The following is a 12,600-nucleotide window of genomic DNA, read 5'->3' as shown; positions in this document are numbered from 1 at the left end:
ACAGGACCTGCCCCTGGGTCGAACCTACGAGAACCGGCCCGGCCGCGCACAGCGGAGGACCCGGCGACCCCGAGGGGCCGCCGGGTCCGGGGCCGAACGCCCGCCGGGCGTTCCTACAGCTTGCCCGCGGCCTCGGCGCGCAGGTCGCGGCGGAGCTCCTTGGGCAGCGAGAAGGTCAGGTGCTCCTCGGCCGTCTTGACGACCGAGACCTCGTCGTAGCCGCGCGCGGCCAGCCACTCCAGCACGCCCTCGACCAGGATCTCCGGCACCGAGGCGCCGCTGGTCAGGCCGACCGTGGTCACGCCCTCCAGCCACTCCTCCCGGATCTCCTCGGCGAAGTCCACCAGGTGGGCGGCCTTGGCGCCGTACTCCAGGCCGACCTCGACCAGGCGCACGGAGTTGGAGGAGTTCTTCGAGCCGACCACGATCAGCAGGTCGGTCTCCGGGGCCATCTGCTTGACGGCGACCTGGCGGTTCTGGGTCGCGTAGCAGATGTCGTCGCTGGGCGGGCTGACCAGCAGCGGGAAGCGCTTCTTCAGCTCGCCGACGGTGGCCATGGTCTCGTCCACCGAGAGCGTGGTCTGGGAGAGCCAGACGACCTTGGACTCGTCCCGGACCTGCACGTTGGCGACGTCCTCGGCACCGTCCACCAGGTGGATCCGGTCCGGGGCCTCGCCCATCGTGCCGATGACCTCCTCGTGGCCCTCGTGGCCCACCAGCAGGATGTCGAAGCCCTCGTCGGCGAAGCGCACGGCCTCCTTGTGCACCTTGGTCACCAGCGGGCAGGTGGCGTCGACGGTGGCGAGCTTGCCGGCCCGGGCCTCGTCGTGCACCGAGGGCGCGACGCCGTGGGCCGAGAAGACCACGATCGAGCCCTCCGGCACCTCCTCCGTCTCGTCGACGAAGATCGCGCCCTTCTTCTCCAGGGTCTGCACCACGTACTTGTTGTGGACGATCTGCTTGCGGACGTAGATGGGGGCCCCGTACTGCTCCAGGGCCTTCTCCACGGCGATCACGGCGCGGTCGACGCCCGCGCAGTAGCCCCGGGGGGCGGCGAGCAGGACACGGCGCTGCGCGGTGTTGGAGGACATGGCTCCATCGTACGGGCGCGGCGCGGCCGCGCCGACGGGAGCCGCGTTCCGGCCGGAAGCGGTCACGGGTGCTCAAATGTGGAAGCTATGAGCGAGCGAGTCGAGCCGGGCGGCCGGGACCGGCGGGGTGGGCTGCGGCGCAGCCTGGGCGTGCGCGACCTGATGGTGTACGGGCTGCTGTTCATCGCCCCGATGGCCCCGGTGGGGGTGTTCGGGGTGCTCGACGCCAAGAGCCACGGGGCGGTCGCCGCGGTCTACCTGGTGGCCACCGTGGCGATGGGGTTCACCGCCGTCTCGTACGCCCGGATGGTGCGGGCGGTGCCGCAGACCGGTTCGGTGTACGCCTACGCCCGGGCCGGGCTGGGCGACGCGGCCGGGTTCGTCGCCGGCTGGATGGCGATGCTCGACTACCTGCTGATCCCGGCGGTCGCCTACCTGTTCTCCGGCATCGCGCTGAACTCGCTGGTGCCGGACGTCTCGCGCTGGGTGTGGACGGCGCTCGCGGTGGTGCTGACCACCGCGCTGAACCTGGCCGGGGTGCGGACGGCGGCCGTGGTGGGCTTCGCGGTGCTGGCGATGGAGCTCGCGGTGCTGGCGGTGTTCGTGGTCGCGGCCGTGGTGGTGCTGGCGCAGGGTGACGCGCGGCGCGACTGGGCGAGCCCGTTCACCGCGGTCGGCGGCTTCTCGACGACCGCGGTGCTCTCGGCGGTCTCCGTGGCCGTGCTGTCCTACCTGGGCTTCGACGCGATCGCGGGCTTCGTGGAGGAGGCGGTCGGCGCGTCGGCGGCGGTGGCCCGGGCGGTGCTGTGGTGCCTGGCGCTGTCCGGTGTGCTGTTCGTGGCGCAGACGTACCTGGCGGCGCTGCTGGAACCGCTCACCCCGCAGCAGCTGGCGGCGGACCCGGCGGCGCAGGGCTCGGCGTTCTACGACACGGTGGAGGCCTCGGTCGGGCACTGGCTGCACCTGCTGGTCGCGGCGAGCAAGGCGATCGGCGCGGCGTTCGCGGCGCTGGCCGGGCAGGCGGCGGCCGGGCGGCTGCTGTTCGCGATGGGCCGGGACGGGCGGCTGCCGCGCTTTCTGGGCGCGGTCGACCCGGGCTCGGCGGTGCCCCGGCGGGCGCTGCTGGTGTCGGCGGCGGTCACCCTGGCGGCGGCAGTCTGGGCGGCGAACCGGGACGACGGTCTCGACCGGCTGACCTCGGTGGTGAACATCGGCGCGCTCACCGCGTTCACCCTGCTGCACGCCTCGGTGGTGGGCTGGTACGCGGTGAAGCACCGCTCCCGCAACCGGGTGGCGGACGTGCTGGTGCCGGTGCTGGGCGTGGCGGTGATCGGCGCGGTGGTGGCCGAGGCCTCGGGCACCGCGCAGGTGGTGGGCCTGGTCTGGCTGGCGGTGGGGCTGCTGGTGCTGCTCGGGCGGCGGGCTTCCGCTGTCGGCGGACGCCGATAGCCTCGTACGCATGGCCAACCCCAGCTCTCCCGAAGCGCCGCTCCCGGTCGGCAAGGTCTCCGCGCTGATCGGGGGCTGGGTCGACCGGCTCGGCGCGGTCTGGGTGGAGGGGCAGATCACCCAGCTCAGCCGGCGTCCGGGAGCGGGCGTGGTGTTCCTGACGCTGCGCGACCCGCAGGCCGACGTCTCGCTGACCGTGACGTGCTTCCGCTCCGTCTTCGACCAGGTCGCGGACGCGGTGCAGGAGGGCTCGCGGGTGATCGTGCACGCCAAGCCGGAGTGGTACGCGGCGCGCGGCCAGCTCTCGCTGCGGGCCGCCGAGATCCGGCTGGTCGGGCTGGGCGAGCTGCTGGCCCGGCTGGAGCAGCTGAAGCGGCGGCTGGCCGGCGAGGGCCTGTTCGCCGCGGACCGCAAGAAGCCGCTGCCGTTCCTGCCGCAGTGCGTGGGCCTGGTCACCGGCCGGGGCTCGGCGGCCGAGCGGGACGTCCTGGAGAACGCCCGGCGGCGCTGGCCGGCCGTCCGCTTCGAGATCCGCAACGTGCCGGTGCAGGGCGTCAGCGCGGTGGAGCGGGTGAGCGCGGCCGTCCGGGAGCTGGACGAGCACCCCGAGGTGGACGTGATCGTGGTGGCCCGGGGCGGCGGCAGCGTCGAGGACCTCCTGCCGTTCTCGGACGAGGGCCTGGTGCGGCTGGTCGCGGCCGCCCGGACGCCGGTGGTGAGCGCGATCGGCCACGAGCCGGACCAGCCGCTGCTGGACTTCGTCGCCGACCTGCGCGCCTCCACCCCGACCGACGCCGCCAAACGGGTGGTCCCGGACGTCGGCGAGGAGCTGGCCAAGGTCCGCCAGCTGCGCGACCGGGCCCGGCGGCACGTGCTGGCCCGGGTGGAGCGCGAGCAGCACGGCCTGGACGGGGTGCGCAGCCGCCCGGTGCTGGCCGCGCCGCAGCGGATGCTGGACGGGCGCGGACAGGAGGTGGACGGGCTGCTGGAGCGGGCCCGGCGCACCCTGCGCCACCGGCTGGACCACGCGCAGAGCGATCTCGGGCACACTCTGGCCCGGGTGGTGGCGCTCTCCCCGGCGGCCACCCTGGAGCGCGGCTACGCGGTGCTGCAGCGGGGCGACGGCACGGTGGTGACCGATCCGGCGCAGGCCGCGCCGGGCGAGGCGCTGCACGCCCGGGTGGCGGGCGGCGGCTTCGACGTCACGGTGGCGGGCGGCTGAGCGGCGGGCGGCCGGGCGGCGGCGCGCCGGGTCGCCGGTCCGCGCTGTCGGTCCGGCCCCCTACGCTGGCTGGCATGGCAGATCAGGAGCAGGACGCGGCGGCCGCCGCCGTGCGGACCCCGACCGCGGACGACGCGCTGGGCTACGAGCACGCCCGGGACGCGCTGCTGGAGGTGGTCCGGCAGCTGGAGAACGGCGGCACCTCGCTGGAGGAGTCGCTGGCGCTGTGGGAGCGCGGCGAGCAGCTGGCGAAGGTCTGCCAGCGCTGGCTGGACGGCGCGCGGGAGCGGCTGGACGCCGCGCTGGCCGCCGAGGAGGCGGCCCCGCCGCAGGGCTGACCCGGGAGCGGGGCCGCGACCCCGAGGGTGTGATGCAGGTCACATCCGGAAGGGGGAACAGTTGAAGGTTCATCCATGTTGGGACCTGGTGACCGGCCCCGGCCGGTCGTACCGACAAACGGACCCCACCGTTCTCCTTCCTCCTTGAGGTGCAAAGACATGACCACCGACGCCCTGGTTCTCGACGCCGCCGCCCAGGACCTGCTGTTCCGCGAGGCCCGCACCGCCAACACCTTCACCGACGAGCCGGTCTCCGACGAGCAGGTCCAGGCGATCTACGAGCTGGTGAAGTTCGGCCCGACCGCCATGAACCAGCAGCCGCTGCGCGTCGTCCTGGTCCGTTCGGCCGAGGCCCGCGAGCGCCTGGTCCAGCACCTCGGCGAGGGCAACAAGGCCAAGACCTCCGCCGCCCCGCTGACCGCCATCCTGGCCGTGGACAACGAGTTCCACGAGGAGCTGCCGACCGTCTTCCCGCACTTCCCCGGCGCCAAGGACTTCTTCGCCGAGCGTCCGGCCCGTGAGTCCTCGGCCGCGATGAACGGCGCCCTGCAGGCCGGCTACTTCATCATCGGCGTGCGCGCCGCCGGCCTGGCCGCCGGCCCGATGACCGGCTACGACGCCGAGGGCATCAACAAGGAGTTCTTCGGTGACGGCGAGCACTCCGTGCTGGCCGTGGTGAACATCGGCAAGCCGGGCGAGAACGCCTGGTACCCGCGCTCCCCGCGCCTGGCCTACGACGAGGTCGTCACCACCGTCTGATCCCGGTCCGGACGGACAGCGCGAGGGCCCCGCACACGAGGTGTGCGGGGCCCTTCCGCGTTCGCCCTCCACGGGGCGCCCGGGGAGCGGAGGTCTCCGCTCCCCGGGCGGAAACCGGCCTACTTCAGCGCCTGCGCCAGCTCGGCCAGCTCCTCGTAGGAGGCGGTGCCGGTCAGCACGGTCGTCGCGCCGCCGGACTGCACGGTGAGCGCCCGCGCCTTGGGGCCCTGCACCCGCTCCCAGGTCTGCCCGGCGACCTCCGCGGTGCCGTCCGGCTTGCCGCCGGCCACGGCCGCCTTGAGCATGTCCTCGGGCGCGGCGTCGCTCTGCTCCACGGCCGCGTACTGGCCGGAGGGGGTGACGAAGCCCAGGTGCCAGGCGTTGCCCTTGCCGCCGCTCATCGACGCCGGGTTGTAGGTCACCGAGGTGGCCCGCCACTGCGCCGGCAGGCCCTCCGGGGAGAGCAGCGGATACGGCGCGGCCCGCTTCGCCGAGGCCGCGGCGACCGAGTACTCCACCGTGCGGACCCCGTCGCCGTCCGCGTCGTGCGGCAGGAACAGGTACCCGACCCAGACCACGACGCCGACGGCCAGCATCGACAGGATCATGTCCCGTACGGTCTGCCGGCCCCTCATGCCCTTGCTCTCTCCAGCCACCCCCACATGGTGACTCATGGCGGCGCGCACCCCCGCACCCGGGGTGTCCGCGTCCGGGTGAACGGGGGCGGAACCAGCCCCCGCCGCCCCCGCGGGGGGACCGCGCCACAGACACCCCTGCCGGGGGCAGATACGATCGCAACACCCTCACCACGGCGTTCGACCAGGCAGTAGTCGGGCGCTCACTGGCCGTCGCGTACAGAGAGGTAACGACGATGACCACGCAGTACCCGCACCACCTGCCCAGCGCCCTGGAGGTCGCGCCGGAGGCTCCCGACCGGAACCTCGCGCTCGAACTCGTCCGGGTCACCGAGGCCGCGGCGCTCGCGGCCGGCCGCTGGGTCGGCCGCGGCGACAAGAACGGCGCCGACGGCGCGGCCGTCCGGGCCATGCGCACCCTCGTCTCCACCGTCTCGATGAACGGCGTCGTCGTCATCGGCGAGGGCGAGAAGGACGAGGCCCCGATGCTCTACAACGGCGAGCGGGTCGGCGACGGCACCGGCGCCGAGTGCGACGTCGCGGTGGACCCGGTCGACGGCACCACCCTCACCGCCAAGGGCATGAACAACGCGGTCGCCGTCCTGGCCGTCGCCGACCGCGGCACCATGTTCGACCCGAGCGCCGTGTTCTACATGGACAAGCTGGTCGCCGGCCCGGAGGCCGCCGACTTCGTCGACATCACCGCGCCGCCGGCCGTCAACATCCGCCGGGTCGCCAAGGCCAAGGGCATCGCCGTCGAGGACGTCACCGTGGTCGTCCTCGACCGCCCGCGCCACCAGGGCCTGATCCAGGAGATCCGCGAGGCGGGCGCCCGGATCAAGTACATCTCCGACGGCGACGTCGCCGGCGCCATCATGGCCGCCCGCGAGGGCACCGGCGTCGACCTGCTGATGGGCGTCGGCGGCACCCCCGAGGGCATCATCGCCGCCTGCGCGATGAAGTGCATGGGCGGCGTGATCCAGGGCCGGCTGTGGCCCAAGGACGACGCCGAGCGCCAGAAGGCGCTGGACGCCGGGCACGACCTCGACCGGGTGCTCTCCACCGACGACCTGGTCAGCGGCGAGAACGTGTTCTTCGTCGCCACCGGCATCACCGACGGCGAGCTGCTGCGCGGCGTGCACTACCGCCAGGAGACCGCCACCACCAGCTCGCTGGTGATGCGTTCCAAGAGCGGCACCATCCGGGAGATCCACTCCACCCACAAGCTGTCCAAGCTGCGGGCCTACAGCGCGATCGACTTCGACCGCGCCAACTGACGCACCACACGGTCCGCGGTCCCGGCGAAATCCCCCTTCGCCGGGACCGCGGTGCGTCTTCCGCCGGGACGTCTTCCGCCGGGACGTCCCCCGTCGGCGCGTCCTCCTCGGGGACGTCCTCCGCCGGGCGCCCCGGCGTCACCCGGCGATCAGTCCGCGCGCCCCAGGCACCCGGGCCGCCTCGCGCAGCTCGACGTCGCGGCGGCGGCGCCGCGCCAGCACCACCCGGCGCTCGGCCGCCGTCAGCCCGCCCCAGACCCCGTACGGCTCCGGCTGCGCCAGCGCGTGCTCCCGGCAGTCCAGCAGCACCGGGCACCGGGCGCACACCTGCTTCGCCTGCTCCTCGCGCGACAGCCGGGCCGCGGTCGGCTCCTTGGACGGCGCGAAGAACAGGCCCACCTCGTCCCGCCGACAGGCCGCGGCGGTGTGCCACGGGTTGTCCTCGCCCGCCGACTGCGGGGCCGGGCGCCGCTCCATCAGCTGGGCCGCGAGCACCGGCGAGGCCGCGGTGGACGGCCGCGCGACCGGCGACGGGGCAGCCGGCGCGGTGGCGGCGGACGAGGTGGTGCGGGACTCGATCGGATGCAGCACGGCCGTACTCCTGACGAGGCTCTCGGACACGGGGAAGGCTCGCTCCCATGCCCAGCTGCGGGCCCCCGTTCACACCCCCGGGCCGGCCTCAGGCCGCCTCCGGTACGCAGCCGTACAAGAAGCGATGTGCCAGAGGAACTACCCCGCGCCCGCGGGATTCATGCACACTGCACGCAAACGACTACAGCCTGCACCCGCCGCAACGACAAGTGCCCGGCCGGGAGTTGCCTCCGACCGGGCACCGGGCCCGTCCCGCACGCGCGACTCAGTCGGCGCCGAGCTGCTTGCGCACCCACTCCTTGAGCTTCTTGCCCCGGCGCGGCTTGGCCTCGCACCCACCGAACACGGCGGTGCCCTTCACCCGCACCACCGGCGCGTACGGGTCCGCCGCGGTCTGCTCCTTGACGTCGAATCCGCCGAAGATGCCGACGCCGCCGCCGTGCAGGCTGACGTTCTCCGGCACCTTGACCTCCACCCCGCCGAAGATCGCCACCACGTCGATCACCACCTCGGGCGACTCGAAGACGGCGTCGGTCAGGTCGATCTCCACCCCGCCGAAGATCGCCACGGCCCGCAGGTGGGAACCCACCCGCCACCGCCCCTTGCGGGAGGAGCCGCCGAAGACCGCCAGCATGGTCGGCGCCTCGTTGCGGGCCGGCAGCCGCACCGGGCCCTCCGGCCGCGGGCCGGCCGCCTGCTCCGGGCCGCCCAGCGGCGGCTTCTCGAAGGAGACCTCGCGGTGCACCGGGAGGTCCCGGGTCAGCGGCACGAGGTCGCCCAGGGTCTTGGCCGCGTAGGCCGCCTCGATCCGCTCGGCGTGCTCCTCGACGTCCAGCCGCCCCTCGGCGTAGGCGTCGCGCAGCAGCTCCGCCACCCGTTCGCGGTCGGCGTCCGAGGCCCGCATCTCGGCCTCCGCCACCGGGGCGTGCGCGGCCCGCGCGGGCGGCGCCGCCGCGGGCTTGGTCATCGGTACGGGCCCCTGCCCCTGATCGTCCATCTGCTGGTCCTGCGGGTCCTTCGACGGCGAGTTGTCCACGGGGGCAAGCCTAGTCAACGGGGCAACCCCCGTACCGCCCCCGGGTGACCCTGGTCACGCAGGCGGACCTTCCCGCGTGCGGGATATCGGCGGGTCCTACCCTTGAGGGTGCTTTCGCCCCTCCAGGGTGCTTCGCCGACGCAGCCGGAACACCGGCAACACTGGACACCTAAGGACCGCCCCCATGGCTCCCACGCCGGACTTCGAGTACAGCGACCTGCTCCCCCTGGGCGCTGACCCGACCCCCTACCGCAAGCTCACCTCCGAAGGCGTCTCCACCTTCGAGGCCGGCGGACGCACCTTCCTCCAGGTGGAGCCCGAGGCCCTGCGGCTGCTCACCGCCGAGGCGATGCACGACATCTCGCACTACCTGCGCCCCGCCCACCTCGCCCAGCTGCGCCGCATCCTGGACGACCCGGAGGCCAGCCCGAACGACCGCTTCGTCGCGCTGGACCTGCTGAAGAACGTCAACATCTCGGCCGGCGGCATCCTGCCGATGTGCCAGGACACCGGCACCGCGATCGTCATGGGCAAGCGCGGCCAGAACGTGCTCACCGCGGGCGGCGACGAGGCCGCCGTCGCGCGCGGCGTCTACGACGCGTACACCAAGCTGAACCTGCGGTACTCCCAGATGGCCCCGGTGACCATGTGGGACGAGAAGAACACCGGCAACAACCTGCCGGCGCAGATCGAGCTGTACGCCACCGACGGCGACGCCTACAAGTTCCTCTTCATGGCCAAGGGCGGCGGCTCCGCCAACAAGTCGTACCTCTACCAGGAGACCAAGGCGATCCTGAACGAGGCCAGCATGCTCGCGTTCCTGGAGCAGAAGATCCGCTCGCTGGGCACCGCCGCCTGCCCGCCGTACCACCTGGCGATCGTGATCGGCGGCACCAGCGCCGAGTTCGCGCTGAAGACCGCCAAGTACGCCTCCGCGCACTACCTGGACAACCTGCCGACCTCCGGCGACGCGAAGACCGGCCACGGCTTCCGCGACCTGGAGCTGGAGGCCAAGGTCACCGAGCTGACCCAGAAGATCGGCATCGGCGCCCAGTTCGGCGGCAAGTACTTCTGCCACGACGTGCGCGTCGTCCGCCTCCCGCGCCACGGTGCCTCGCTGCCCGTCGCGATGGCCGTCTCCTGCTCGGCCGACCGCCAGGCGCTCGGCAAGATCACCGCCGAGGGCGTCTTCCTGGAGCAGCTGGAGACCGACCCGGCGAAGTACCTGCCGGACACCACCGACGAGGCCCTGCTGGTCAGCGGCTCCGCCGGGGGCGACGACGGCGTGGTGCGCATCGACCTCGACCAGCCGATGTCCGCGATCCGCGCCGAGCTCTCCAAGTACCCGGTGAAGACCCGCCTCTCGCTCACCGGCACCCTGGTCGTCGCCCGCGACATCGCCCACGCCAAGATCAAGGAGCGCCTGGACGCCGGCGAGGGCATGCCCAAGTACCTCCAGGACCACCCGGTCTACTACGCCGGCCCGGCCAAGACCCCCGAGGGCTACGCCTCCGGCTCCTTCGGCCCCACCACGGCCGGCCGGATGGACTCCTACGTCGACCAGTTCCAGGCGGCCGGCGGCTCGATGGTCATGCTCGCCAAGGGCAACCGCTCCAAGCAGGTCACCGACGCCTGCGCCCAGCACGGCGGCTTCTACCTCGGCTCCATCGGCGGCCCCGCCGCCCGCCTCGCCCAGGACTGCATCAAGAAGGTCGAGGTCCTGGAGTACGCCGAGCTCGGCATGGAGGCCGTCTGGCGCATCGAGGTCGAGGACTTCCCGGCCTTCATCGTGGTCGACGACAAGGGCAACGACTTCTTCCGCGAGACCACCGAGGGCCCGCTGATCACCAACCTCCGCGTCCGCTCCAAGGAGTAGCCCTCCCCCGCACACCGCCCCCGCCCCGGCCGCCCCCCGCGCCCGGGGCGGGCCCGTTCCCACCCGGATTCGGCCTCGCACCCCGTACCGGAAACCCGTACCATTGTGGTACGGGATCAGCCGTCCGAGGAGGGCACACCGATGACGATCAGCGCCAGCGACGCACGCACGCAGCTCTTTCCCCTGATCAAGAAGGTCAACGACGACCACGTCCCGATAAGGATCACCTCCAGGGGCGGTGACGCCGTCCTGATGTCCGCCGAGGACTACGACTCCTGGCAGGAGACGATCTACCTGCTGCGCTCCCCCGCGAACGCCCAGCGCCTCATGGCGGCCGTCGCCCGCGACAGGGCGGGCGATCCGGGCGTCACCCGGACCATGGAGGAGTTGGAAGCCCTGGCGGGTGAGGTGTGAGGAGCGTCCACTTCGATCCGGACGCCTGGGAGGACTTCCTGTTCTGGCTGGGCTCGAACCGGAGGACCGCGCAGCGGATCGCCCGCCTGATCGGCGAGATCCAGCGCGACCCGTTCAGCGGGATCGGCAAACCGGAGCCCTTGAAGGGCGACCTCGCGGGCTACTGGTCGCGCAGGATCGATGACGAGCACCGCCTCGTCTACCGGGCGGACGAGAAGGAAGTGAAGATCCTCAAGGCCCGCTACCACTACCGGTGACGGTCGTGCGCCGTCAGGCGTCGAAGTCGTACTCAAGGACGTAGGAGGCGGCGTCCAGGGTCATCTCGTTCAGCTCGACGACCTGGCCCTCGTCGGCGAAGGCGGTGCGGCAGATGAGGATGACCGGGGTGCCGGCGGAGAGGTCGAGGCGGGCGGACTCGTCGGCGCTGGGCATCCGGGAGCGGACCTCCTCGCGGAAGTGGACGGGCTTGGCGCCGATCTCGGCCAGCCGGGCGTAGGTGCCGCCGGGGCCGGTGTCCTCACGGGTGATGGCGGTGCCCGCGACCAGGCCGGCCGGCAGGTAGGAGGTCGACAGCAGGACCGGCTTGCCGTCCAGGACGAAGCGCCGGTGCCGGACGCACATCGGCTCGCCCGGGTCCACGCCGAGCACCCGGGCCACGTGTTCGGGCGCGCCCCGCTCGCTCACCGAGACCTGGTCGACGACGAGGCTGCGGCGGTCGATGTCGGCCGACCATATCGAGCGGCCCGAGCCCCACTGGCCCTGGGCGAGCCGCTGGATGCCGCGCCGGCGCAGCGGCCGGAAGTCCCGGACGAAGACGCCCGCCCCGCGGCGGGCCTCGGCGATGCCCTCGCTCTGCAGCACGCCGAGCGCCTGGCGGGCGGTCATCCGGGCGACGTCGTAGGTGTCCATCAGGTCGTTCTCGCCGGGGAGCCGGTCGCCCGCGCGGTACTCGCCGGCGTCGATGGCCGCCTTCAGGCTGTCGGCGATCCGTTGGTACTTGGGCTGCTTCTCGCCACTGCTGCTGCCGACCATCGCCGTCTCCCTCGTCCCTCGCCGGAAATCGTAGGCGCGCCTTCGGTCTGCGGTAAGCCGATAGGACCGGTTCGACCGTTGACATCTCTAGAGATATTAGCTTCTCTAGAGATGCTGGGTAGTCGCCGAGCAGTGCCGAACCAAGCCAAGCCACGACAGCGACCAGGGCCGGCCGCCACCCGTCGCCGCGCCCGCACCGGAGCAGCAAGGAGCAGCGCGGTGAGCATCCGAAAGCGCGCCGCCGCGGCCTACCGGCCGCGCGTGGGGGAATCCGTCCTCGACACCAGGACCGGACGCACCGGCATCTACATGGACACCATCGGCGGTGAGCACTACCTCCGCCCGCCCGAGGGCGGCCGCGAGTGGACCGCCCGCCCCGAGCACGTCACCCCTGCGGCCCCGGTCGGCGGAACGGCCTTCGAGGGCGCCGCCGGGGCCGAGTCCGCGGGACGGACCGGACCAGCACGCCGGGCCGGCCCCTCGCCCCTCCCCGCCACCTGAGGCCGCCTCCGCGGAAACCCGCACCGGTCAATTCCGGCCACCGGACGCACGGCGGGCCGCCCACCGCATCGGTGGACGGCCCGGGTCCGCGCCCGTGGTGCCCCGTCAGGGGCAGTTGCCGATGCTTCCGGCGAAGGCGCCGGCGGCGGTGGCCACGTAGGCCGCCGAGACGACCGCCGTCGACACGGCGACCACGGCAAGACGACGAAGCGTGCTCATGGGTGGATCCCCCTTGGGTGCGCGGGCCGCCCCCTGGCGACCCGGGTCAGGTGAAGTGCCGCTCCACGGCGTGGGGCCCCCCCCCCCCCGCCGCGCGGGGGGGGGGGGGGCGGCGGGGGGGGGGGGGGGGGTTGGGGTGTGAGGATGTTATTATATAAAA

Annotated in this window: 14 protein-coding genes; 9 read left to right on the top strand and 5 right to left on the bottom strand. The window is 73.1% G+C overall.

Going from position 1 to position 12,600, the window contains the following annotated elements:
• Positions 1-113 precede the first annotated feature (113 nt).
• Positions 114-1,091, bottom strand: coding sequence for a 4-hydroxy-3-methylbut-2-enyl diphosphate reductase (locus tag ACFXAM_RS01870; protein WP_380287013.1), 978 nt, complete (start codon positions 1,089-1,091; stop codon positions 114-116).
• Between the two features lie 87 nt (positions 1,092-1,178).
• Between ACFXAM_RS01870 and ACFXAM_RS01865 the strand changes: the two genes are divergently transcribed.
• The 4 genes from ACFXAM_RS01865 to ACFXAM_RS01850 all read left to right on the top strand — a co-directional run bounded on the left by ACFXAM_RS01865 (position 1,179) and on the right by ACFXAM_RS01850 (position 4,859).
• Positions 1,179-2,540: an APC family permease gene (locus tag ACFXAM_RS01865; RefSeq protein ID WP_380287012.1), complete on the top strand. Its 1,362-nt coding sequence runs from the start codon at positions 1,179-1,181 to the stop codon at positions 2,538-2,540.
• A 10-nt stretch (positions 2,541-2,550) separates the two neighbouring features.
• Positions 2,551-3,762 carry an exodeoxyribonuclease VII large subunit gene (gene xseA, locus ACFXAM_RS01860; protein WP_380287011.1) on the top strand — a complete coding sequence of 404 codons (1,212 nt, stop codon included), beginning with the start codon at positions 2,551-2,553 and terminating at the stop codon, positions 3,760-3,762.
• A 74-nt stretch (positions 3,763-3,836) separates the two neighbouring features.
• Positions 3,837-4,100 carry an exodeoxyribonuclease VII small subunit gene (locus ACFXAM_RS01855; protein ID WP_380287010.1) on the top strand — a complete coding sequence of 88 codons (264 nt, stop codon included), beginning with the start codon at positions 3,837-3,839 and terminating at the stop codon, positions 4,098-4,100.
• Between the two features lie 159 nt (positions 4,101-4,259).
• Positions 4,260-4,859: a malonic semialdehyde reductase gene (locus ACFXAM_RS01850; protein WP_380287009.1), complete on the top strand. Its 600-nt coding sequence runs from the start codon at positions 4,260-4,262 to the stop codon at positions 4,857-4,859.
• A gap of 119 nt (positions 4,860-4,978) precedes the next feature.
• Here ACFXAM_RS01850 and ACFXAM_RS01845 read toward each other — a convergent pair whose 3' ends face one another.
• Positions 4,979-5,515, bottom strand: coding sequence for a DUF4245 domain-containing protein (locus tag ACFXAM_RS01845; RefSeq protein WP_380287008.1), 537 nt, complete (start codon positions 5,513-5,515; stop codon positions 4,979-4,981).
• Between the two features lie 215 nt (positions 5,516-5,730).
• On the opposite strand from ACFXAM_RS01845, the gene glpX reads away from it, so the two are divergent.
• Entirely contained in the window at positions 5,731-6,771 is a 1,041-nt protein-coding gene (gene glpX / locus ACFXAM_RS01840; protein WP_380287006.1) for a class II fructose-bisphosphatase, read from the top strand.
• 138 nt (positions 6,772-6,909) lie between these two features.
• Here the strand turns inward: glpX and ACFXAM_RS01835 are convergent, their stop codons facing one another.
• Both ACFXAM_RS01835 and ACFXAM_RS01830 read right to left on the bottom strand, forming a co-directional pair.
• Positions 6,910-7,248, bottom strand: a complete 339-nt coding sequence (locus ACFXAM_RS01835; protein WP_380287134.1) for a WhiB family transcriptional regulator — start codon at positions 7,246-7,248, stop codon at positions 6,910-6,912.
• A gap of 379 nt (positions 7,249-7,627) precedes the next feature.
• Positions 7,628-8,359 carry a DUF1707 domain-containing protein gene (locus ACFXAM_RS01830; RefSeq protein ID WP_380287133.1) on the bottom strand — a complete coding sequence of 244 codons (732 nt, stop codon included), beginning with the start codon at positions 8,357-8,359 and terminating at the stop codon, positions 7,628-7,630.
• A gap of 223 nt (positions 8,360-8,582) precedes the next feature.
• Here ACFXAM_RS01830 and ACFXAM_RS01825 point away from each other — a divergent pair, with 223 nt between their 5' ends.
• The 3 genes from ACFXAM_RS01825 (at position 8,583) to ACFXAM_RS01815 (ending at position 10,945) form a co-directional block, all read left to right on the top strand.
• Positions 8,583-10,274, top strand: a complete 1,692-nt coding sequence (locus ACFXAM_RS01825) for a fumarate hydratase (RefSeq protein WP_380287004.1) — start codon at positions 8,583-8,585, stop codon at positions 10,272-10,274.
• A gap of 141 nt (positions 10,275-10,415) precedes the next feature.
• Positions 10,416-10,688 (top strand): type II toxin-antitoxin system Phd/YefM family antitoxin, encoded by a 273-nt coding sequence (locus ACFXAM_RS01820; protein ID WP_380287002.1) that lies wholly within the window; start codon positions 10,416-10,418, stop codon positions 10,686-10,688.
• A complete protein-coding gene (locus ACFXAM_RS01815; RefSeq protein ID WP_380287001.1) occupies positions 10,685-10,945 on the top strand; it encodes a Txe/YoeB family addiction module toxin in 261 nt (86 codons plus the stop codon). Before ACFXAM_RS01820 ends, ACFXAM_RS01815 begins: the two co-directional genes overlap by 4 nt.
• Before the next feature lie 13 nt (positions 10,946-10,958).
• Here ACFXAM_RS01815 and ACFXAM_RS01810 read toward each other — a convergent pair whose 3' ends face one another.
• Positions 10,959-11,720 carry a GntR family transcriptional regulator gene (locus tag ACFXAM_RS01810; RefSeq protein WP_380286999.1) on the bottom strand — a complete coding sequence of 254 codons (762 nt, stop codon included), beginning with the start codon at positions 11,718-11,720 and terminating at the stop codon, positions 10,959-10,961.
• A 219-nt stretch (positions 11,721-11,939) separates the two neighbouring features.
• On the opposite strand from ACFXAM_RS01810, the gene ACFXAM_RS01805 reads away from it, so the two are divergent.
• Positions 11,940-12,221, top strand: coding sequence for a hypothetical protein (locus ACFXAM_RS01805; protein ID WP_380286997.1), 282 nt, complete (start codon positions 11,940-11,942; stop codon positions 12,219-12,221).
• Positions 12,222-12,600: the final 379 nt, after the last annotated feature.

This window comes from Kitasatospora sp. NPDC059462 (assembly GCF_042749955.1).
Lineage (GTDB): Bacteria > Actinomycetota > Actinomycetes > Streptomycetales > Streptomycetaceae > Kitasatospora.
The sequence above is the reverse complement of the archived record's forward strand: the minus strand, read 5'-3'. Positions and strand labels throughout refer to the sequence as shown.